The 21,721-nt window shown below is 60.0% G+C and carries 16 protein-coding genes; 8 read left to right on the top strand and 8 right to left on the bottom strand.

Annotated elements, in window-relative coordinates; genetic code table 11:
* Positions 1–211: 211 nt before the first annotated feature.
* Together ettA and N645_RS0114195 are read left to right on the top strand one after the other, a co-directional pair.
* Positions 212–1,873, top strand: coding sequence for an energy-dependent translational throttle protein EttA (ettA, locus tag N645_RS0114200; protein ID WP_024462177.1), 1,662 nt, complete (start codon positions 212–214; stop codon positions 1,871–1,873).
* A gap of 154 nt (positions 1,874–2,027) precedes the next feature.
* Positions 2,028–3,092, top strand: coding sequence for a sulfite exporter TauE/SafE family protein (locus N645_RS0114195; protein WP_024462176.1), 1,065 nt, complete (start codon positions 2,028–2,030; stop codon positions 3,090–3,092).
* Between the two features lie 10 nt (positions 3,093–3,102).
* Here the strand turns inward: N645_RS0114195 and N645_RS0114190 are convergent, their stop codons facing one another.
* Together N645_RS0114190 and N645_RS0114185 are read right to left on the bottom strand one after the other, a co-directional pair.
* Positions 3,103–4,323: a transporter substrate-binding domain-containing protein gene (locus N645_RS0114190; RefSeq protein ID WP_024462175.1), complete on the bottom strand. Its 1,221-nt coding sequence runs from the start codon at positions 4,321–4,323 to the stop codon at positions 3,103–3,105.
* Between the two features lie 55 nt (positions 4,324–4,378).
* On the bottom strand, positions 4,379–4,789 hold the full coding sequence (locus N645_RS0114185; protein ID WP_024462174.1) for a hypothetical protein: 411 nt from the start codon (positions 4,787–4,789) through the stop codon (positions 4,379–4,381).
* A 253-nt stretch (positions 4,790–5,042) separates the two neighbouring features.
* Here N645_RS0114185 and nhaD point away from each other — a divergent pair, with 253 nt between their 5' ends.
* On the top strand, positions 5,043–6,494 hold the full coding sequence (gene nhaD / locus N645_RS0114180) for a sodium:proton antiporter NhaD (protein ID WP_024462173.1): 1,452 nt from the start codon (positions 5,043–5,045) through the stop codon (positions 6,492–6,494).
* Positions 6,495–6,562: 68 nt separating this feature from the next.
* Here the strand turns inward: nhaD and N645_RS0114175 are convergent, their stop codons facing one another.
* Entirely contained in the window at positions 6,563–7,477 is a 915-nt protein-coding gene (locus N645_RS0114175; RefSeq protein ID WP_036161442.1) for an ROK family protein, read from the bottom strand.
* A 128-nt stretch (positions 7,478–7,605) separates the two neighbouring features.
* Between N645_RS0114175 and N645_RS0114170 the strand changes: the two genes are divergently transcribed.
* Positions 7,606–7,983 carry a PilZ domain-containing protein gene (locus N645_RS0114170; RefSeq protein ID WP_024462171.1) on the top strand — a complete coding sequence of 126 codons (378 nt, stop codon included), beginning with the start codon at positions 7,606–7,608 and terminating at the stop codon, positions 7,981–7,983.
* Positions 7,950–8,393, top strand: a complete 444-nt coding sequence (locus N645_RS0114165; protein WP_152521724.1) for a PilZ domain-containing protein — start codon at positions 7,950–7,952, stop codon at positions 8,391–8,393. The genes N645_RS0114170 and N645_RS0114165 overlap by 34 nt, the downstream gene beginning before the upstream one ends.
* On the opposite strand, the gene N645_RS0114160 is transcribed toward N645_RS0114165, so the two are convergent.
* The 4 genes from N645_RS0114160 to radA form a co-directional block, all read right to left on the bottom strand.
* On the bottom strand, positions 8,335–9,348 hold the full coding sequence (locus tag N645_RS0114160) for a DoxX family membrane protein (RefSeq protein ID WP_193744989.1): 1,014 nt from the start codon (positions 9,346–9,348) through the stop codon (positions 8,335–8,337). The genes N645_RS0114165 and N645_RS0114160 overlap by 59 nt on opposite strands.
* 199 nt (positions 9,349–9,547) lie before the next feature.
* Positions 9,548–11,575 carry a choline BCCT transporter BetT gene (locus N645_RS0114155; RefSeq protein ID WP_081666176.1) on the bottom strand — a complete coding sequence of 676 codons (2,028 nt, stop codon included), beginning with the start codon at positions 11,573–11,575 and terminating at the stop codon, positions 9,548–9,550.
* 43 nt (positions 11,576–11,618) lie between these two features.
* On the bottom strand, positions 11,619–12,710 hold the full coding sequence (locus N645_RS0114150) for a porin (protein ID WP_024462167.1): 1,092 nt from the start codon (positions 12,708–12,710) through the stop codon (positions 11,619–11,621).
* A 197-nt stretch (positions 12,711–12,907) separates the two neighbouring features.
* Positions 12,908–14,284, bottom strand: a complete 1,377-nt coding sequence (radA, locus tag N645_RS0114145; RefSeq protein WP_024462166.1) for a DNA repair protein RadA — start codon at positions 14,282–14,284, stop codon at positions 12,908–12,910.
* A gap of 259 nt (positions 14,285–14,543) precedes the next feature.
* On the opposite strand from radA, the gene N645_RS17185 reads away from it, so the two are divergent.
* Both N645_RS17185 and N645_RS0114135 read left to right on the top strand, forming a co-directional pair.
* Positions 14,544–15,920 carry an MATE family efflux transporter gene (locus N645_RS17185; RefSeq protein ID WP_036161429.1) on the top strand — a complete coding sequence of 459 codons (1,377 nt, stop codon included), beginning with the start codon at positions 14,544–14,546 and terminating at the stop codon, positions 15,918–15,920.
* A 170-nt stretch (positions 15,921–16,090) separates the two neighbouring features.
* Positions 16,091–17,701, top strand: a complete 1,611-nt coding sequence (locus tag N645_RS0114135) for a glycoside hydrolase family 28 protein (RefSeq protein ID WP_024462165.1) — start codon at positions 16,091–16,093, stop codon at positions 17,699–17,701.
* A gap of 96 nt (positions 17,702–17,797) precedes the next feature.
* Here N645_RS0114135 and N645_RS0114130 read toward each other — a convergent pair whose 3' ends face one another.
* The gene (locus tag N645_RS0114130) at positions 17,798–18,586 is read right to left on the bottom strand and encodes a TatD family hydrolase (protein WP_024462164.1); all 789 of its coding nucleotides are present in this window, start codon (positions 18,584–18,586) and stop codon (positions 17,798–17,800) included.
* 149 nt (positions 18,587–18,735) lie between these two features.
* Here N645_RS0114130 and N645_RS0114125 point away from each other — a divergent pair, with 149 nt between their 5' ends.
* On the top strand, positions 18,736–21,714 hold the full coding sequence (locus N645_RS0114125; RefSeq protein WP_024462163.1) for an EAL domain-containing protein: 2,979 nt from the start codon (positions 18,736–18,738) through the stop codon (positions 21,712–21,714).
* The last annotated feature ends 7 nt before the right edge of the window (positions 21,715–21,721 follow it).

The raw sequence follows: 21,721 nt of genomic DNA, 5'->3' as shown, positions 1-21,721 counted from the left end.
ACCTTGTCGGATTACGGCCTTCGGCCTAATCCGACCTACTGGATGGCTTGATATTCCATAGTCTGAGTAGGTCGGATTAGGCCGGAGGCCGTAATCCGACAGCCCCCTCCCCCCTCTTCGTGCTGATTGCACTCTTCCCGCGCTTTCGGTACCTTGCGCGTTTCTTTATAGTAACCAGCGAATTCCCCGTCTCAATGAGGTTGTAGCCCCCATGGCGCAGTACGTCTATAGCATGAATCGGGTTGGCAAGGTGGTGCCGCCCAAGAAAGAAATTCTGAAAGACATCTCCCTGTCCTTCTTCCCTGGCGCGAAAATCGGTGTTCTGGGCCTGAACGGCGCCGGTAAATCCACCCTGTTGCGGATCATGGCCGGGGTGGACAAGGACTATAACGGTGAAGCGCGGCCCATGCCGGGTATCTCCGTGGGCTACCTGCCCCAGGAGCCTCAACTGGACCCGGAAAAAGACGTACGCGGCAATGTGGAAGACGGCGTGCGCGAGGCGGTGGACGCCCTGGCTGAGCTGGATCAGATCTACGCCGCCTACGCCGAGCCGGACGCGGATTTCGATGCGCTGGCCAAGCGTCAGGGCGAGCTGGAAGACATCATCTCCGCCTGGGATGCCCACAACCTCGACCACAAGCTGGAAGTGGCCGCCGACGCCCTGCGTCTGCCTCCCTGGGATGCGGATGTCACCAAACTCTCCGGGGGTGAACGCCGTCGGGTGGCCCTGTGCCGCCTGCTGTTGTCCCGCCCGGACATGCTGCTGCTGGACGAACCCACCAACCACCTGGACGCCGAGAGTGTCTACTGGCTGGAGCAGTTCCTGCAGCAGTTCCCCGGTACCGTGGTGGCCATCACCCACGACCGCTACTTCCTGGACAATGCCGCCGGCTGGATTCTGGAGCTGGACCGCGGCCACGGCATTCCCTATGAGGGCAACTACAGCGACTGGCTGGAAGCCAAAGAGAAGCGTCTGGAACAGGAAGCCAAGTCTGAAGCCGCACACCAGAAGGCTGTAAAGGCGGAACTGGAGTGGGTGCGCCAGAACCCCAAGGGCCGTCAGGCCAAGAACAAAGCCCGCCTGTCCCGCTTCGATGAGCTGCAGAGCCAGGAATTCCAGGCCCGCAACGAAACCAATGAAATCTACATTCCGCCGGGCGAGCGCCTGGGGGACAAAGTGATCGAGCTGGAAAATGTCTCCAAGGGCTACGGCGACCGCCTTCTGATCGACAACCTGACCATGAGCGTACCCAAGGGCGCCGTGGTCGGTATTGTCGGTGGTAACGGCGCCGGTAAGTCCACCCTGTTCCGGATGATCGCCGGTACCGAGCAGCCCGACAGCGGCAAGATAGAGCTGGGCGAAACCGTGCAGGTGGCCTACGTGGAACAGAGCCGAGAGAACCTGAAGGATGACCAGACCGTATGGGAAGCCATCTCCGGTGGCCAGGACATTCTGCGCATCGGCAACTACGAAGTGAACTCGCGCTCCTATGTGGGCCGTTTCAACTTCAAGGGCTCGGACCAGCAGAAACGCGTGGGCGAACTCTCCGGTGGTGAGCGCGGCCGTCTGCACCTGGCCAACACCCTCAAGCAGGGCGCCAACGTGTTGCTGTTGGACGAACCGTCCAACGACCTGGACATTGAAACCCTGCGCGCGTTGGAGGAAGCGATTCTGGCCTTCCCCGGCTGCGTGATGGTGATCTCGCATGACCGCTGGTTCCTGGACCGGGTGGCCACCCACATTCTCGCCTACGAGGGTGACTCGGAGGTGGTGTTCTTTGAGGGCAACTACACCGAGTACCACGAGGACTTTGTGAAGCGTAAAGGTGAGAATGCGCAGCCGCGGCGGGTGAAGTACAAGCCGTTGAAGTAAGTTTGGCGTTGGGTTGCGGCGGATGCGCGCTGCGCGCTTATCCGCCCTACACAACCTCCCGTGATATGCGTAGGGCGGATAAGCCGAAGGCGCATCCGCCATAAAAGGCGAGCCGTAACCCACCCATACCATTACCTGAATTCGGTCAAAAATAATGAACATCAAAGCGCCACCCAAGCGTCACTTATGGGTCTGGTTTCTATGGCTGGGGTTGTTCTACACCGCCTGGCTGTTTCTGGTTCAGATGGACGGCCACTGGCAGGCGGCCATAGATCACTGGCCCATGGCGCTGGCCATGGCGATCGGCAGCTATGCGGCCGGTTCCACCCCTATGGGCGGAGGCACGGTCGGCTTTCCTGTGCTGGTGTTGTTGTTCGACATGCCCGCCACGCTCGGCCGGGATTTCAGCTTCGCCGTGCAGTCCATCGGCATGGTGAGCGCCACCATTTTCATTCTGGCACGCCGCCAGCCACTGGCCTGGTCCATGCTCAAGGGCGCCGTGGTGGGCGGCCTGATCGGTACCCCCATTGGCATTCTCTTCTTCGCCCCACTGATTCCGGACCTGTGGATCAAGGTCACCTTCGCGGTGCTCTGGGGCAGCTTTGGCGTACTGCACCTGTACCGGATTGGTGAAATTGCCGGCCATGTCGGTATGACCGAGTTCGACGAACACTGGGATCACCGGGTCGGGTTTGTGCTCGGGCTGGTTGCCTGCCTGCTGGCGGTGTCGGTCACCGGCGTGGGCATTGATATGGTGCTCTATGCGGCGCTGGTACTGCTGTGCCGGGCGGACCTGAAGATCGCGATTCCCACCTCGGTGGTCATCATGGCCCTGGCCTCCGTGTACGGGGTCCTGATCAAGAGCGTCACCCACAGCTGGCAACCCGGGGTGTTTGAGAACTGGCTGGCCGCGGCACCGGTGGTCGCTCTGGGCGCGCCTCTGGGCGTGTTCATCGTCGAGAAAATCGGCCGCAAACCGATCCTGCTGGTGGTGGCAACCCTGTGTGTCGGGCAGTTCGTCTGGACCTGTTTTGCCGAGCAGGAGGCCCTGGGGCTGGTCGGAATCGCACTGGCGGTGGCCGCCCTGGGCTTCTGCCTGTGGGTGTTTGAGCGGTTGCGGAGCTGGGGCTCGGTGCTTGTGGCCGAAGCCCAGCGCAAAAACGAAGTGCGCCGGGCCGCCGAGGCGGGCGACACCGAACCAGAGGTGGCCAAGGCCTAAGACGCCCCGGTCAGTGGGGGCGAGACATGGCCTTGTCAATGTCCACTCCGACAATCAGTACCCCCAGCAGCTCGCCACTGTCCGGGTCCATCACCGGCTGACTGACATGCACCTGAAAGCGCCGGGTGGACTCATCGTACTCCACCGGTTCGAAATTCAACTGCCCGGCGCTCAGCGCGAGCGCCCGCTGAAACTTGGCCTCATCCCACTGCCAATAATCCGAGGTCATATCACTAATGGCCACATTGAAGCCCTGTGAGTCGGTGAGAATCACCTCGGTGATGCGGCCATCGGCATCGACGGCCAGGGCCCGCAGTCGATCCGACAGTCCCCGATCCAGCCAGGATTGAACCTCCTCATAAGCCCCTTGGCGGAAGGCCTCCTGCCAAAGCTGATCCATTTGTACCAACGCCTCTTGTGCCAGGTCGGAGTGCCGCCGATTCTGTGCCCTCAGTGCTGCGACCAATCCTGGGGTGCGCTGCCACTCGTTCAACAGGGGCGATAGCCAGCTGTGCAGCTCAGCCTGCTCGAGGGCCGACATGACAAACCCGCTCTCCGTGCACTCGATGATATGCCGGTTGAAGGCCTTCAGAAATTCCGGGCGGGCGGTCAGGAACTCATCGCCAAAGTACACGCCCAGCGGCGTATAGCGTAAAAACCGCTCCTGATACTGGTTCTGGTCGATCCCCAGCGCCTCGACCGCCGCCTTCATGTGGTCCCGGTCGGCGATAAACGCATCGATGCGGCCGCTCAAGAGCAGCTTGAGCAACTGCGGCAAGCTGTTGATCCGCATGTGGATCGGGTAGCCCTGCTGATCCAGCCAGACCGCCTGGTGACTGCCCAGAATGGCGCCTATCCGGAGTCCTCCTCGGCGCGCTTCGCCCGGCGCTTTCGTGCCCGCGGGCCAATACCAATACCAGTTTTCCAGTAACAGGGGAGACGACAGAGTGGCGTACTTGTCCACTTCAGGGGTGTGAATCGCGGTAAAAAACCCATCGATCTTGCCCGTGGACACCTCCTGTCGAGCGCGTCTCCAGGGCATACGCTGAATCTCGGGGGTATACCCCAAGTGGTCGAAGATACATTGAATGTGTTCGACGGAGCCGCCACCGCGATTGTAGAACTGCTCAAAGTCCGACACATTGGTGCCGAGCTGAACATTGGTGGCAAAAACCGGCAGGGAGGCGATCCAGACCACAAACGCGCCCAACCGTGGAAAAACAATAGACATACTGGGGACTCCGAACAGAGCCCTCAGTATAGCAGGCGGTCATCAGGGCAATGGATCAGGCGAAACGCTGGCGACGCTCCTGAGGAACCAGGTGGCACAGATCCAGGCTGACCTTGGCTTCCGGCGCCAGCCGCTTGAGGACAAACGCCGCCCACTGCACCCGTCCGGAAATGGTCAGTGGTAGCGAGGCGTTCAACAGAACCGTGCGGTGCCCCCCGACCGGACACCGGTCAATGGCCACCCGCTGCTCCCCGGTACTATCGCGATAGACCAGCTCCAGTTGCAGCGGCTGCATGGCACCCGCCGGCGTTTTCAGCCAGACCGCCATATCAAACCAGCCCGTCCAGCTCCCCTGAACCAGTGCGGAGCGGTGGGCGCTGAACTGATGCGGAGCAATTTCCGTGACCAACCAGTCACGGGTTTCTTCGACCGGAGCGTCCGATAGGGTGCGAGCTAACAGGGCCATGGGGGGATTGCCTCATTGAGTACATCGATGGACGTCAGCGTACACCCCATGACCGGGCAATGCTGTGACTGAGCAGACACTTTGTTCGCCACTCACAGCACAAAAATGGTAATTCGGACTACTTCTCAATGGGTAGCAAACCCCAGAGTGGCGGGCTTTAGAGGGGATTTTGGAAAGACGTTATGGTAATATCGCGCCCGCGTTAAACCGCCCTCGGTTATTCTTTTCCGACTCTCACAACACGGAATTCACAATGCCCCAAACATTCGCGCTTACTTCGGTATTAGCGGGCGTTTTGCTCGCGCTATTCAGTCCCCAGACATTCGCTGCCGTCGGCAGTATGGATCTCACCGACAGCGGTGTCGGCTATGTCGCCCTGACCGTCTTCGTCATTGCCTATCTGCTGGTCATGGGCGAAGAAAAACTGCACCTGCGTAAATCCAAGCCGGTACTGGTGGCGGCCGGCATCATCTGGATGATGATTGGCTGGGTGTATGTGCAGGGTGGCATGTCCTCGGAGTCCGAGTCCGCTTTCCGTCATACCCTGCTGGAATTTGCCGAGTTGATGCTGTTCCTGCTGGTGGCCATGACCTACATCAACGCCCTGGAAGAGCGGCGCCTGTTCGATGTACTCAGAGCCTGGATGGTGCGCAAAGGCTTCAACTACAAAACGCTGTTCTGGATGACCGGGATACTGTCATTCATGATCTCGCCCATTGCCGACAACCTGACCACGGCTCTGCTAATGTGTGCCGTGGTCACCAAAATGGCCCCGGACGACAACCGTTTCATCAATCTGTGCTGTATCAATATCGTCATCGCCGCCAACGCCGGCGGTGCCTTCAGCCCCTTCGGCGACATCACCACCCTGATGGTCTGGCAGGCCGGCATTGTTCAATTCCAGGAGTTCTTCTCGTTGTTTATTCCCGCCCTGGTAAATTACGGTATCCCGGCGTTGGTGATGAGTTTCTTCGTCGAGAACCGCAAACCCCACGCGGTGGTGGAAGAGGTGGAACTGAAACGCGGCGCCCTGCGTATCATGACGTTGTTCCTGTTTACCGTCGCCACCGCCGTGGCCTGCCACACCTTCCTGCATCTGCCCCCGGTCGCCGGCATGATGATGGGCCTGGGCTATCTGCAGTTCTTCGGTTACTTCCTGCGCCGCACCCTGCCCGGCTCCCTCGCCCGCAAACGGGCACTCGCCGAGCGCGCGGGTGACGAGGCCGCCCTGCGTCGACTGGGGAGTGTGGTGCCCTTTGATGTATTCAACCGTGTGGCTCGCGCGGAATGGGATACCCTGCTGTTTTTCTACGGCGTGGTAATGTGTGTGGGTGGCCTGGGCTTTATGGGTTACCTGGCAATGATGTCCGACATTCTCTACAACGGCTGGGGCCCGACCTTCGCCAACGTGACGCTGGGTGTCGCCTCGGCGCTGATTGATAACATTCCGGTGATGTTCGCGGTACTGACCATGGAGCCGGAAATGTCCCACGGCCAATGGTTGCTGATCACCCTGACCGCGGGTACCGGCGGCAGCATGCTGTCGATCGGTTCCGCCGCCGGCGTGGCCCTGATGGGCCAGGCCCGCGGTGCCTACACCTTCTTCGGCCACCTGAAGTGGACCCCGGTGATCGCCCTGGGTTACATCGCCAGCATTCTTGTCCACCTGTGGCTGAATGTGGAGAGCTTCAGCCTGTTTGGGTAGAGAGCTTCAGCTTATTTGAATAAACAGCTTCAGCTTATTTGGATGAAGCGCTTCCGCCTGGTTGCCACTCATGACACGATGGGGTTCAGCCAGGCGGCTCCTCTCACACCACTGGAATCCCCGTGCACGGCCTGCACCACCGGCGTGTCGCACTCCCCTCCAAATACATAGCGCGGCAGCAACTCGGGCATCCGCTCGTAAATCACCGAAAGATTGGACACACCTCCGCCAAGCACAATCACGTCCGGGTCCAGCACGTTGATCACCGCCGCCAGCCCGCGCGCCAATCCATCCAGATAGTGATTCACCACCGTCACCGCCGCACGCTCACCCGACCCGGCCCGTTCCGCAATGAGCTGCCCAGTGAGAGCCTCTCCGGTCATCCGCTCATAGGACAGACACAGCCCCGTCCCCGAGAGAAAAGTCTCCTGACAGCCAAAGCGGCCACAATAGCAGCGGCGGGACTGCAACTCGGTGTCCGATGTCCAGGGCAGCGGGTTGTGCCCCCACTCCCCGGCAACACCATTGGGCCCTACCACGGCCTGTCCACGCCAGGCCAGACCGGCGCCGCATCCAGTGCCCAGAATCGCCGCGAAGGTCCACTCGTATCCGGCAGCGGCACCATCGGTGGCCTCGGACACCGCCAGGCAGTTGGCATCATTGACCACTTTGACATCGCGCTCGAGCCGTCGGGACAGGTCCGCATGCAGCGGTTGCCCATTCAACCAGGTCGAGTTGGCATTTTTCACTTTCCCGGTCTTTCGGGAAACCGAGCCGGGAATCCCCACGCCGACCGGCAACCCCTGAAGATTAACTTGCGCCTCCGCTTGCGCCACCAGATCGGCTATGGCGGACAGCGTCGCCTGATAATCCCCCTTGAGCGTGGGAATACGGGTGCGGAACAGCGTGTCACTGTCGCCATTGAGAAGAATCACCTCGGTTTTGGTACCACCGAGATCAATACCGATTCGAAACTGCGTCATAACAGGGGCTCGTCGTTCATTATCGGGGGTCCGATTATAGGTAACCGGTATCATCCGGCGCAAACACCCCTTGTGGCCAATCAAAAAACGACTACACTTAGGGGATAACCCCGTCAGTGAGGCCCGGTATGCCGCAACATCAGGAGCGACGCCCGTTCAGCCGCATTCATTTCAATGCTCCCGCACAACTGACCATTGGCTCCGACACCTTTGAAGCCGAGGTGTTGGACCTGTCGTTGAAAGGCGCCTTGTTTGAGTGGCCCGCCAGCCACTCGGTCAACGTCGACACCCCCATTTCCGTGGATATCCACCTGAGCGACCAGATCGATATTTTCATGCAGGGCCGTGTGGCCCATCAGGAATCGGGCCGGCTGGGCCTGGAGTGCCAATCCATTGATCTGGAGAGCATACAGCACTTGCGTCGTCTTATTGAGCTCAACATCGGAAGTTCGGACGCCATGGAACGGGAGTTGTGCGAGCTCATCGCCCCCAGTCAACAACCCTGAACCCGTCGTACTTCGAGGATGCCACCATGCCCGCCATGGCGCCCCCAGAACGTCGCGAGCACACTCGTCACCCGGTTCGAGCCATAGCCCGGGTGGCACAGGACAACCGTTGCTGTTCGGTTGAAGTGGTGGATATGTCCTTCAACGGCGCACGCCTCAACCTTCAGGAGACGTTACCTCTGGACGAAGGGGATGAAATCACACTGACCATCGAGCTGGAAGACTTTGATTCACCCGACGTATCTGACGTGCTGGCGTACCAGTCGCGCAAACTGGTCCGTTTGCGCGGAACGCTGGTGCACTGCCAGGAAACCGATAGCGGACTGGCGGCGGGGGTGGAGTACCGCCCGCTCAGCGAGGTCGACCAGGTGCTTCTGACGCTGTTGCTGGCACGCCCGGATGACTGGTGACAGAACCGGTTTTGTCACTGACCGGATGATAAAACAGTAACAATATTCCACAGGCAAAGATCGGCAAGTGCCCGACCAGCTCGATCATTGCCATGCGGTACTCTCCGATCCAGAAAAAGTAACTGTTAGTTGCGACCATAAAAACGAACAGAACCCCAACCGTCAGCCGGGTCACCCAGCCGCTCAGAAAGACCACCCCAATAAGTAACTCCACCACTCCGGCCGAGTAGACAAACAGCCGGTCACTGTACGCCAGCCCAAACTCACTCATAAAATTGAGCGAGTAGTGATCCAGAAGCGCGATGGCTCGCGCGGGATCATGCAGTTTTTCGGTGAAGGCCAGACTGATCAATGAGGCGCCGAGCAGACAGCGGACCAGAAAAATTCCCAACGGCGTGGGCGTTTTATCGGCGAACAATACCACCCACGCCAAGCCCAACAGCACCGGATATTCCATGACAAAGAGCGGATCGTGCAGACCGGCGATGACAAACAGCATCACAATCAGAGAAGCACACAACGCCCGACCCCGTTCGAGCAACAAGGCACTATAAATCACCAGCTGCGCCGCCACCCCCAAGGTCAACAAGGGGTCGGCAACATGAAGGTGAGGCACCAGAAACGTTCCGGTCAGGGCGGCGCCGAGAAAATAGCCGGCGATCAGATAATACACAAGCCGCAGCGGGCCTGTGGAGCGGCTGCGAAGGCAGCGCGGTGTCAGGGAATAGGCCCGGCTCAACAGGTCCACCGCTTTTGCCAGTAAGGTACCCACCGCAACCAGAACGCAGAGCACTACCACGGTGGTGCTGTCCGGCAACGCCGGCGCCGGCTCGGCCACGGGCTCCGAGAACCATTTGACATGTGCATGAGAAAGCGCTGGAAACACACCCAGACAACCACCGCCGACGGCGATGGCTGCCAGGCGGTGCCAGCGGATTATTGTTATTGTCGCCATGTATTTCACCCTGTCGATCACGACCGAAAATGTCCGGCGCATAATAGCGGCTAAACGCCGCAACGCCAGTCAGTCGTGACAATCCATGCCAGGAATTATCGACAATGTGGGGTGGTTAACAGGGAAGGAAAATTTTCACGCCGCCCCGATTCGGAAACGACGTGAAAATCCTTGGCCTTCTAAAGGTCCAAGAAAAGCACTAGCGAACGCTTTGCAGGAAGTGCATGTGCTTTTCGTACTGATCGATCACATCGGCAATGAGCTGTTCGCGAGTCCAGCCCATGACATCGTAATCTTGCCCGCCTTCGCGCAAATACACCTCCGCCCGGTAGTAGCGGAGCTGCTCACCGCGCTTGGTGCGAACATCGCTCATCACAAAAGTCGGCGGCGTATAGGGCCGGGCATGCACCGAATAGAAAAAGTCCATCTCCTCACCGTGAGAGACTTCGATCCAGCAGCGGTCATTGTCGTCCTGGACGACCCGGGCACTCAGGGACTGTTTTTCAAACTCTTTGCAGACCTCACCCAGGGCTGGATGCACCGTATCATTAATAAAGGTCAGCACATCCTGACGCTTCGGATGACGGATCACCCGGGCGAGGCGACGCTGCCAGGAGTCAGACTGCGAAGACACCCTGGGTGCCAGCATGGCCTCTTTGAGGCTGGTGCGTTTGAAAATTTCCAGCCGCAGTGCGCGTAACAGCCCCCAACACATCAAGAGCATGATGATGGTGAAGGGCAACGCGCTGGCAATGGTGGCCGTCTGGAGCGCACTCAGTCCCCCGGCGAGCAGAAGAGCTGCGGCAATGACACCCTCGGTGACCGACCAGAATATGCGCTGCCACACGGGTGAATCATCGTCAGTGCCACCGGAGGTCAGCATGTCGACCACCAGCGAACCGGAGTCAGATGAGGTGACAAAGAAAGTGACAACCAGAACGGTGGCAATCATCGAGGCAATAGTGGTCAGCGGCAGGTACTCAAAGAACTGGAACAGCGCGACCGACGAGTCGGCGGCCACAGCGTCTGACAGTTGGGTGATCCCCTGCTCCATGATCATGTGAATACCGGTGTTGCCGAAAAAGGTCATCCACATGAAGGTAAAGCCGACCGGTACAAACAGCACGCCGGTAACAAACTCCCGAATGGTGCGTCCCCGCGAAACCCGAGCAATGAACATGCCGACAAAGGGCGACCAGGCGATCCACCAGCCCCAGTAGAAGAGCGTCCAACCGCCCAGCCAGCCTTTGGGTTCATAGGCGTTGAGGTTGAAGGTAGTGTCCACCAGGCGGGAAATATAGTAACCGGTGTTCTGCACAAAGGTTTGTAGCAGATACAGCGTGGGGCCGGCGAAGAGTACAAAGAGCACCAGTATGACCGCAAGAATCAGGTTGAGCTCGGAGATCCGGCGGATGCCGCCATCCAGCCCCAACACCACGGAAATGGTCGCAAGGCCGGTGACCCCGGCGATCAACAGTATCTGGACACCGACGCTGCTGGGCACATCAAACAGATAGTTGAGTCCGGAGTTGATCTGCATGACCCCCAGCCCCAAAGAGGTGGCGACGCCAAATAGCGTGCCGAGCACCGCGAAGATGTCCACCGCGTGGCCGATGGGCCCATAAATTCGCTCACCGATCAACGGATACAGCGCCGAGCGAATGGTCAACGGGAGATTCTGGCGGAAGGCAAAGTAGGCAAGCGACAATGCCACCACGGCATAAATTGCCCAGGCGTGCATACCCCAGTGAAAGAAGGTGATCCGCATTGCTTCCCGTGCCGCCTCTGCCGTGGCTTCATCCCCCACCGGTGGACTCATCAGGTGCATGACCGGCTCCGCCACACCAAAGAACATCAGGCCGATCCCCATACCGGCCGAGAACAGCATGGCAAACCAGGACATGTAAGTGTAATCCGGTTCGCTGTGATCGGGCCCCAGTTTGATTTTCCCGTAGCTCGACATCGCCAAGACCACGACAAAGATCAGAAACAGAGCCACAGCAAGCACATAAAACCAGCCGGCCGTGTTGACCACCCAGTTCTGCACACTGGTAAACAGTTTGCCCGCCATTTCCGGCGCGATGATCGTGCCCAAAACAAACAGCAGACACAAAACGGCCGAGCCCACGAATACGGGCGGATTGATTTTTATCCAGCTCGGCAGAGCATCCTGGGCACCCTCGGGAATGGCGGATACCCGCTCAGGTTTGGTGTTATCGTCAGCCATGGTAACCCCTAGCTTGAGAATGTGAATTTACAAATAGACGAACTTACAGGTAGAAGTCCAACGAGACATACAGTGCATCGAAGTCGCCCTCGCCGACCTGGCCATTGCGGTCAACGAAACCGTCTTGCGTCAGGTATTCGACATACACCCAACCGGGGCCGTAGTCATAGCGTAATCCGGGCGCAATGGCATTGACTCGGCCAGCGGAGCTGCCCGCGGTGTCTGGGTTGGCATTGCTCAGGTCGATGTAATAGGACCAGGGGCCGACATCGTAGCCAAGTTCCACCGCCACGCGCTGGTTTTCAATGGTGCCCGGCAGGCCGGCATCGTCCCTGTAGAGCGACGGCAAATCCCGGGACATGGTGATGTAGGAGGCTTTGGCGTAGAAGGCGTCGAAGCGCCCCTGATAATGCAACACCGCGGCATCATGGCTACCATCCACACCGTTGTCGCCAAGCCCGGTCAGATCCTGCAGCTTGCCGCTCTGCAGTGAAAGACCAATGGAGTGGTTTTCCACCCACTCGTACTCGACATTGCCGACCCAGGTCTGCACTTTCCGGAAAGTCGTTGAGCTACCCCAGTGGCCGTTGTCATCCACGGTATCGGTGCTGGTGCCGCCCCAGTCATCGGCCAGGTACAGCGCCGCATCGTAGCGCCAGGCATCGCGCTCGCCGGAGAGTTTGACCCCGACGTCCATCTGATCGCCAAAGCCGGCCAGCAGCACGTCGCCGGGCCAGAAGTTGACGGTTTTCCAACCGAAAGGCACCTGACTCTTACCGACCTTGACCACATGATCATCATCCAGCTGCCAGCCCACCCAGGCCTTGTGCAGCGTGAATTGGTCGCCGGTGGAGTTGTTGGCCGGATCGGTGAAGCTGCCTGGGCCCAGGCGCATTTCCGCCGAGTAGAGCCAGCGCCCTTCGTCCGGCTCGGCGTTGCCGTCAGCGTACAGGATCAGGGCTTCACCTTCGAAGGCGCCCCAGGTGTCCTGGCTGGTATCGTCGTCCGGCAAGTAGGCGTAGGTGCCCCAGACGCCGGCCGAGAAGGTGTTTTCCGCGAATGCGGTAGCGGGCAGAATCAGACTGGCCGCCGTGAGCGCTGTGGCCCCCAAGAATTGCGATGATCGCTTTGCCACGTGTCCTCCTTATGCAAGTGAAAATCGACACCGGGTGTCGATGCGAGGGAGAACCGGTATGCCTTTGAATCTTAGGTGTTCGGTGTCAGGTCACACCGGCTTTAGAAACTATAGTGTATAAATCAGTGCCGCGTGGTTCGGTGCCGCGCAATTGTAGGGTGGCATAAGGCCGCAGGCCGTCATCCACCGCTCAGGCGCTATTCGATCGCATCCAGTGCTTCGGCCAAAGAGCGCACAGCGATCACTTCCAGGCCCTCTTTTTTTTCGCGGGGCGCATTCCCCTTGGGCACGATCGCCTTTCTGAAGCCGTGCTTGGCCGCCTCGCGCAGCCGCTCCTGGCCGCTGGGCACCGGGCGGATCTCCCCGGACAAGCCCACTTCACCGAAGACCATCAGGTCCTCCGGCAGGGCGCGATCGCGGAAGCTGGACACAATCGCCAGCAACAGTGCCAGGTCCGCACTGGTTTCCATCACCCGCACACCGCCGACCACGTTCACAAACACATCCTGATCCGCCATCATGATGCCGCCGTGACGGTGCAATACCGCCAGCAGCATCGCCAGCCGGTTCTGATCCAGCCCCACCGCGACCCGGCGGGGGTTGCCGGTATGGCTGTCGTCGACCAGCGCCTGAATTTCCACCAGCAGCGGGCGGGTGCCCTCCCACATCACCATCACCACCGAGCCGGAGGCGATCTCATCGGCGCGCTGGAGAAAGATGGCCGAGGGGTTGTTCACCGCTTTCATGCCCTGTTCGGTCATGGCGAACACCCCCAGCTCGTTCACCGCCCCGAAGCGGTTTTTATTGCCCCGCAGGGTGCGAAAGCGCGAGTCATTGTCGCCCTCCAGCAGAATGGAGCAGTCGATCATATGCTCCAGCACCTTGGGCCCGGCCAGGGAGCCGTCCTTGGTCACGTGCCCGACCAGAATCACCACTGTACCCGTCTGCTTGGCAAACCGGGTCAGGTAAGCCGCACTTTCCCGCACCTGGGAGACGGACCCGGGCGCGGACTGGATATCGCTCATGTGCACCACCTGGATGGAGTCCACCACCATCACTTTGGGCGCAATCTTCTGGGCCGTGGCGCAAATGCTCTCGACGTTGGTCTCGCTCAGCATCTGCAGCTTGTCCGTGGGCACCCCCAGGCGCTGGGCGCGCATGGCCACCTGCTGCAGGGACTCCTCGCCGGTTACATACAGCGCCGGCATCTGCCCGGCCAGATGGCACAGGGTCTGCAGCAGCAGGGTACTCTTCCCTGCGCCCGGATGGCCACCAATCAGCACCACCGAGCCGGCCACAAAACCACCGCCCAGCACCCGGTCGAACTCCCCGGCCCCGGAGCTCAGGCGCGGCAGGTCTTCCAGGCTGATCTCGGCCAGGGTCTGCACTTCTCCCGCGGGCGCCCCCGCATAGCCCTCAAAGCGGGCGCTGCGGTTGCTCGGGGTGGGCCCGAGGCGCACTTCCGACAGGCTGTTCCAGGTGCCGCATTCGCTGCACTGGCCCTGCCATTTGGTGAAGTCGGCGCCGCACTCGTTGCACACGTAGGCGGTTTTGGTTTTGGATTTGCTGGCCAAGATTGAGCTCCGGATTGATAGGTTATCGCGGTTTGGGGAACGGCGGATGCGCGCTTCGCGCTTATCCGCCCTACGGCCGAGCGCAGCGGTATAGACCCGCGAAGCGCGCACCCGCCGCAATCCAACGTGATGCCGACCGGCCTCCGAATGCCGGCCTATTGTGGCGCCTGCCCATCCAAGGTCAAGGGCTTTTGCCAAACCGGCGTGCAACTCGGGTATAGTGATGCGCCCGTTGTTATGAATCAGGAATGCTGTCCCGATGGACGAACACCACCAGCCACTGCCCACGCGCCCCAGTGGTGGCCGCGTTGCCCAGATATTGACCGAGTGGAAAACCCTGGCACTGCTCGGCGGCCCCATTCTGGTCGCCCAACTGGCGCAAATGGCCAACGGCTTGATCGACACCATCATGGCGGGCCACTACAGCGCCGAGGATCTCGCGGCGGTGGGCATCGGCAGCAGCCTCTGGATGCCCCTGCTACTGTTCTTTTACGGCGTATTGAGTGCCCAACAGCCCACCATCTCCGGGCATCGGGGTGCCGGCCAACAGGACCAGATCATGCCGGTCACCTGGCAGGGTCTGTACATCGCACTGGTGTCCATGGTGCTGATGGCCGGACTGCTGCTCAGTGCCGGCCCCCTGATGCCGCTTCTGGGTCTGGACGAGGTCACTTCGGCAGTCACCCAGGGCTATCTGCAGGCCTTTGTCTGGGGGGTGCCCGGGCTCCTGCTGATCACCTCGCTGCGCGGCCTGACCGATGGTCTGGGGCATACGCGCGTGATCATGGTGATTTCGCTGATATCGACCCTGATCAACCTGCCGCTCAACTACATCCTGATTTACGGCAAGCTGGGCGCACCGGAGCTCGGCGGCGTGGGTTGCGGTTGGGCCACCGCCATCTCCAACACCGCGGCGGCCCTGGTGATGCTTGGCTACCTGAATTTCAGTCGCTATTACCGTGCCTATCATCTGCTGGCCGACTGGGTGGCCCCCAGTTGGCGCCGCATTCGCTCACTGCTCAAACTGGGGCTGCCCATCGGGGCCAGCATGTTTGTGGAGGTGAGCATGTTCGGTGTGATTGCCCTATTTCTGGCACCGCTGGGGGCCATTGTAGTGGCGGGTCACCAGATCGTGCTCAACATCACCTCCGTGCTCTTTATGGTGCCCCTGAGTCTGGGCATGGCGCTGACCCTGCGGGTGAGTTTTCTGGTGGGGGCAGGTACCCCAGGCACCGCGCGGCTGCTGGCGCGTAGCACGCTGCTTCTGGGGCTGACCATCGCCCTGATTCATATGCCCATCGTGCTACTGGGCCGGCATCTACTGGTATCCCTGTACACCAGCGATTCAGAGGTGATTGCGGTGGCCACACAGCTGCTGGTGTTTGCCGCCATTTTCCAGCTCGCGGATATTCTTCAGGTGACCGCCATCAGCGCGTTGCGCGGCTACAAGGACACCCGCCTGCCCCTGCTGATCATGCTGCTGTCCTTCTGGGGGATCTGTCTGCCCCTGGGCTATGTGCTGACCTTTACCGATTGGTTGGTGCCGGCTCAGGGAGCCGACGGTTTCTGGCTGGCGCTGATTGTCGGGCTGTCCTGCGCGGCGGCCATGCTGATCACTCGCCTGTGGCGTTTTTGACACAACTTAACCTCGGACGAGACGCCGGGTCGGTCAACAGCCCCCATCAAAAGTGCTAATATCCCTTCTCCCGGAGGAAGTGAGAGCCTCCGGGTTCGCCCGCACAGGGTGTACGCTACGCCAATAACCAAAAACAGCCAACCATAGGGTTGTTTAACCGGGAGTAACCTATGCATTCATCAACAACAGAACATCAGCGGAGGCCACTGCGGCGTCTGCATACCTGGCTGGTAGCCGGTGTACTGGCCGCCATCAGCCTGCCTCTGGCCGCCCAGATGGGCCCTGTCCCACAAGAAATTGCGCCGCTGAGCCCGCCTTTTGAAATGCCTCAGCTCGAGCGGCCCAGCTTTCCCGACCGGACGTTCAACATTCGCGACTTTGGCGCGCGCGAAATGTCCAATGATCGTCGGAACCAGATTACCGATGCCGTGCACCAGGCCATTGAAGCGGCCCACAGTGCTGGCGGCGGCCGGGTGCTGATCCCCAAAGGCAAGTGGCTCAGTGGCTCACTGCACCTCAAATCCAACATCAACCTGCACCTGGAAGAAGGGGCCGAGGTGCTGTTCAGCACCGATAAAGACGACTACCTGCCGGTGGTGCACCAACGGCACGAGGGCGTCGAAGCCTACAACTATGCACCGATGATTTATGCGGCCAACGTCAGAAACGTGGCCATCACTGGCAAAGGCCTTCTGAACGCTCAGGGCGACCACTGGTGGGAGTGGTTCGAAGAGTACGGCCCACCGCCTCGTGGTATCGCCACCCAGGTGCCCCTGTCACGCCGCGACTGGGGTAAGGGTGCCGAGAAAGAAGGCATGCGCCCGAGCTTTATGGTGTTCTGGGAGTCCGAGGATATTCTGGTAGAGGGCGTGAAGCTGCTCGACTCACCGATGTGGAATGTGCACCTGATTTACAGCGAGAACATCATTGTTCGCGACGTGCGCATTGATAGCCTGCGCGCCCCCAATGGCGACGGCGTGGTCGTGGACTCCTCGAAAAATGTCCTGATCGAGTACAACCACTTCCAGACCGGTGACGATGCGGTGGTGCTGAAATCCGGCTTCAATGAAGAGGCCCTGAAAATCAACATTCCCACGGAAAACGTCGTCGTTCGTCATTTCGAAGCGAAAAATGTGCGCACCGGCAGTGGTGGTGTGGTATTCGGTAGCGAAACCTCGGGTGGTATTCGCAATGTCTACGTGCACGACGCTTACTTTGACGGTGCGGATCGCGGCATCCGGTTCAAGACCGAGCGCGGCCGGGGCAATGTGATCGAGAACATTTTTGTGCGCGACGTGGTGATGAAGAACATCACCTATGAAGCGATCAATTTCAACAGCTTCTATACCGGCCCGGAGGCCATGGGCGTGGCTCCGACCGCCCGCAACATCCATATCAGTGACGTATCGATTGACGGTGTGCCCACCGCCATTTCACTGATTGGCCTGCCCGAAAAATGGGTGGAGGATGTGACCCTGACCAATGTCACGGTGAAGAATGCTGAAATGGGTGCGCGTATCGTGCGCATGAAAAACCTGAAGATGGAAAACGTCTCCATTGAGTCGGACTCCCTGGCCATGACCATTGATGATGCCTACGAGGTGCATCTCAATAACGTCAGCCTGAGTGATAATGTCAGCGGCGGCCCGCTGCGGGTTGAGGGCCGGTACTCCGGTGCGATTTTTATTGACGGCGGCAACATCAACGAAGATGAGGTCCAACTCGGCAGCGGTGTATCCGAAGAGGTGATCAATCCGGATACGCCGCCTCAGGTCTGGTAAGGTATTGTTGAGCGGCACCGCTGGGTGCCGTAGGTGAGCCTTTTGTTGCGGCGGGTGCGGCCTTTGGCCTTACCCGCCCTACGCGACCGGACGGACTCAGTTCCGGGGCAACTGGAAAAATTTCTCCGCGTTGTAAGCCGTTGTTTCCGCCAGGGCTTCAAACGATTCGTTGCGGCACTGTGCAATCTTCTCGATCACATAAGTCAGAAACGCCGGCTCGTTGCGATTGCCTTTGGGTTTTTTGGGCAGATTGTGAGGCGTCAGGTAAGGAGCATCGGTTTCCACCAACAGGCGATCGGCCGGAATCCGGCTCACCAGTTCGCGCAACTCGCCACCGCGCTTTTCATCACACACCCAACCGGTCACGCCGACATGGCAATCCAGTGACAGGTAATCCTCCAGCTCTTCCCCCGTACCGGTAAAGCAGTGCACCACGGCACCCGGCAGCTGATCCCGATAGCGACGGAGAATGGGCATAAACTCCTCATGGGCATCCCGCTGGTGTAGAAACACCGGCTTGCCCATCTCCGCCGCCAATGCCAGTTGCGCCTCAAAGCAGGCCAACTGATCGGGGCGAGGGGAGAAATCGCGGTTGAAATCCAACCCACACTCCCCTATCGCCACCACCTGGGGCTGCTGTACCAGAGTCCGGAGCTGCTGCGCGGCCGCCTCATCCCAGGTTTTCGCCTCATGTGGGTGCACCCCGGCGGTCGCGAACAATCGCCGGCTATCCGACGCCGCCAGCGCTGCCGCGTCCCGACTGCCCTCCACCGAGGTGCCGGTAATGATCAGCGCATTGATGCCCTGCGCCCAGGCGCTCTCCAGCACCTGCTCGCGGTCCTTGCTGAAACGGCCCGAGGTCAGATTCACTCCAATATCGATCATGGTAACGCTCCCACTTGCAGAATCGGCGGCCATCATAACAAAGCAGCGCTCAGCCTCTCGACTCGAATACTTGGCCAAACCGCCGTCGTTGCCGCTATACTCGCCAGTATGACCGACGCATCCCCCACCAGGGTTACCCACGGCTACCCATGAATTTTCGCTCCCTTGAACAGCGCCACCCCAAAACCCTCAGTTGGATTGTGGCACTGGTGACCCTGATTGCCAGCGGCGCGCTGACCATCGCCTGGATGAGCAAGGAGCGCGACTCCCTGATTCGCGAGCAGCGACTGCTCGCCAGCACCCTTGCGGCCAACCACGCCCGAATCATTGAAGCCAACCTGCGCCACTCGCTCTCGGCGGCCTACACCCTGGCCACCTATGTGCGCAACGTCGAGAATGTCGGTGATCGATTTCAGGCCGTGACCGACGATATGCTGCGCTATTTCCCGGACGTGCAAAGCCTGTCTCTATCACCGGGGGGCATTATTCGCTATGCCAGCCCACTGGACCAAAACCGTGCGGCGATCGGATTCAACCAACTTGCCGACCCGATACAGGGACGGGAAAGCCGATTGACCCTGGAGGACAACGAGCTGCGAGTCGCCGGCCCCTTGCGGCTGGTACAAGGTATGGACGGCATCGTGGGGCGCTACCCCGTTGAGGTAAAAGGTGCCTTCTGGGGGTTTGCCAACGTCACTATGCGACTGGACCGCCTGTTGGAGGTCGCCCGGCTCGACGAGCTGGAGCGCCAGGGGTACCACTATGAGCTGAAACGGCTGGAGCAAGCCCCCGGCGAACCTGCCATCATCTCGGGCAATGCACCTCAGCCTCTGAATCAGCCGGTGGAGCAGCGCATCGAAGTGCCCAACAATCCCTGGGTACTTTCCATTGCCCCCGCTCGCGGTTGGCTTCAGGGTTCCTGGTACTTCATGGCCTGGGGGATTGCCCTGCTACTCCCCATGCTATTGGGCTATCTCGCCAAGGTGCTGTTCGAGCTGCGCTGGCACAAACGCCACCTGGAGCGCGAGGTAGCCAGCCGAACCGACGAGCTGTTGACCAGTCTGGACCGCTACCGCTCGTTGATCGCCGCGTCCAATACCGGCGCCTGGGAATACTTCCACGCCGATGACTACCTTGAGTGCAGTCCGGAGTACTTTTCCATGCTGGGTCGCTACCTGAGCGACTACCCTATGGACGGCCGCCCCAACCTGACGAAGGTCTGGGCCGAACTGATCCACCCCGAGGACCGCGCCAACGCCGTCGCGGTGTTCAAGGACTACATCGACCAGGGCGCCGAGGGCACCTACGAAAACCGCTTCCGGATGACCCACGCCGATGGCCACTGGGTGTGGGTGCTGTCCCGGGGGCAGTCCCTGCGCAACGAAGAGGGAGAGTTGCGGGGCATCACCGTGGGCACCCACATTGATATCAGCCAGCAAGTGCAGAGCGAAGCGCAGCTGGAGCTGGCGGCCAAGGTATTTGAGCGCGGCAGTGAAGGGGTGTTGATCACCGATGCCGAGCAGAAAATTGTCATGATCAATAACGCCTTCACCCGGATCACCGGCTACACCGAGGAAGAGGCGCTGGGCCAGTCCCCAAAAATACTCGCCTCTGGACGTCACGATCAGGCGTTCTACCAGGAAATGTGGCATGACATCACCCGCCGTGGATTCTGGCAGGGCGAAGTGTGGAACCGGCGCAAGAATGGTGAGATCTATCCGGAGTGGTTGAGCATCAGCCAGATCACCACCGACGATGGCGTGCCCACCTATTACATCGGTATTGTCAGTGACATCAGCCGGCTGAAAGAGGACCAGGAGGAAATTCACCGCCTGGCCTACTACGACCCGCTGACCAACCTGCCCAACCGCTCCCTACTGGAAGAGCGCGCCGCTTTTGCCCTGAGGATCGCACAGCGCAACAACGATACCCTGGCGCTGCTGTTTCTGGACCTGGACAACTTCAAGAACATCAACGACTCCCTGGGACACAAGGCCGGCGACCGACTGCTGCAGGCCTTTGCCGACCGCCTGCAGGGAATGGTGCGCGAGGAAGACACCTTCGCCCGCCCCGGCGGCGACGAGTTCATTCTGCTGCTGCCCGCCACCGATGCCAGCGGCGCAGCTCATGCCGCCCAGAAACTGTTATCGCTACTGAACCGCCCCTTCCGTATTGACGGCTACGATCTTTCGGTTACCAGCTCCGTGGGCATCGCCCTGTACCCCGAAGACGGCACCCATCTGAGTGAGCTGTACACCAATGCCGATATCGCCATGTACCGGGCCAAACAGAAAGGCCGCAACACCTACAGCTTTTTCACCCCCGAACTGCAGACCCATTACGTCCGGCTGATGCGAGTGGAGAATGCCTTGCGCCAGGCATTGGAGCACAATCAGTTCGAGCTGTACTACCAGCCTCAACAGGAATTGCACAGCGGCACCGTCATCGGTTTTGAGGCGCTACTGCGCTGGAACCACCCCGACCTGGGCCGGGTATCCCCGGCGGAATTCATTCCCATTGCCGAGAGCAGTGGGTTGATCGTGCCCATTGGTGAGTGGGTGCTACGCGAGGCCACCCAGCAGTTGAGACGCTGGATTGACGCGGGGATCGCGCCGCCCAAAATGGCCATCAACCTGTCGGCTGCCCAGTTTCATCAGCCGAACTTGCCGGACATGGTGTTAAGTATTCTGGACGACGCCGCCCTGCCCCCGGAATACCTGGAGCTGGAGCTGACTGAAAGTATTACCATGGACGATCCCGAGCGGGCGATCACCATGATCAACCGTCTCCATGGGGCCGGTATCAGCCTGTCCATTGATGACTTCGGTACCGGCTACTCATCGCTGAGCTATCTGAAGCGGTTCAAGATCAGCAAGCTGAAAATCGATCAGTCGTTTGTCCGCGACATTACCAATGACAACGACGATCGGGTGATCATCAGTACCATCATCACTCTGTCCCAGAGCCTGGGCTTGCGCGTCATCGCCGAAGGGGTGGAAACCCAGGCACAGCGGGAATTTCTGCGTCGTCTCGGCTGCCACGACATTCAGGGCTACCTGTTCAGCCGCCCGATCAACGCCGCCGATGCGGAGGCGTTTTTGCGCGAGACGGTGGCGTCCCTGCGCTAGCGCCCCA

Source organism: Marinimicrobium sp. LS-A18, from assembly GCF_000463525.1.
GTDB lineage: Bacteria > Pseudomonadota > Gammaproteobacteria > Pseudomonadales > Cellvibrionaceae > Marinimicrobium > Marinimicrobium koreense.
The sequence above is the reverse complement of the archived record's forward strand: the minus strand, read 5'-3'. Positions and strand labels throughout refer to the sequence as shown.

What these genes read in the sequence shown, in the direction of transcription:
- ettA (WP_024462177.1), top strand. Translation starts at nt 212, where the DNA reads ATGGCGCAGTACGTCTATAGCATGAATCGGGTTGGCAAGGTGGTGCCG.
- N645_RS0114195 (WP_024462176.1), top strand. Translation starts at nt 2,028, where the DNA reads ATGAACATCAAAGCGCCACCCAAGCGTCACTTATGGGTCTGGTTTCTA.
- N645_RS0114190 (WP_024462175.1), bottom strand. Translation starts at nt 4,323, where the DNA reads ATGTCTATTGTTTTTCCACGGTTGGGCGCGTTTGTGGTCTGGATCGCC.
- N645_RS0114185 (WP_024462174.1), bottom strand. Translation starts at nt 4,789, where the DNA reads ATGGCCCTGTTAGCTCGCACCCTATCGGACGCTCCGGTCGAAGAAACC.
- nhaD (WP_024462173.1), top strand. Translation starts at nt 5,043, where the DNA reads ATGCCCCAAACATTCGCGCTTACTTCGGTATTAGCGGGCGTTTTGCTC.
- N645_RS0114175 (WP_036161442.1), bottom strand. Translation starts at nt 7,477, where the DNA reads ATGACGCAGTTTCGAATCGGTATTGATCTCGGTGGTACCAAAACCGAG.
- N645_RS0114170 (WP_024462171.1), top strand. Translation starts at nt 7,606, where the DNA reads ATGCCGCAACATCAGGAGCGACGCCCGTTCAGCCGCATTCATTTCAAT.
- N645_RS0114160 (WP_193744989.1), bottom strand. Translation starts at nt 9,348, where the DNA reads ATGGCGACAATAACAATAATCCGCTGGCACCGCCTGGCAGCCATCGCC.
- N645_RS0114155 (WP_081666176.1), bottom strand. Translation starts at nt 11,575, where the DNA reads ATGGCTGACGATAACACCAAACCTGAGCGGGTATCCGCCATTCCCGAG.
- N645_RS17185 (WP_036161429.1), top strand. Translation starts at nt 14,544, where the DNA reads ATGGACGAACACCACCAGCCACTGCCCACGCGCCCCAGTGGTGGCCGC.
- N645_RS0114135 (WP_024462165.1), top strand. Translation starts at nt 16,091, where the DNA reads ATGCATTCATCAACAACAGAACATCAGCGGAGGCCACTGCGGCGTCTG.
- N645_RS0114130 (WP_024462164.1), bottom strand. Translation starts at nt 18,586, where the DNA reads ATGATCGATATTGGAGTGAATCTGACCTCGGGCCGTTTCAGCAAGGAC.
- N645_RS0114125 (WP_024462163.1), top strand. Translation starts at nt 18,736, where the DNA reads ATGAATTTTCGCTCCCTTGAACAGCGCCACCCCAAAACCCTCAGTTGG.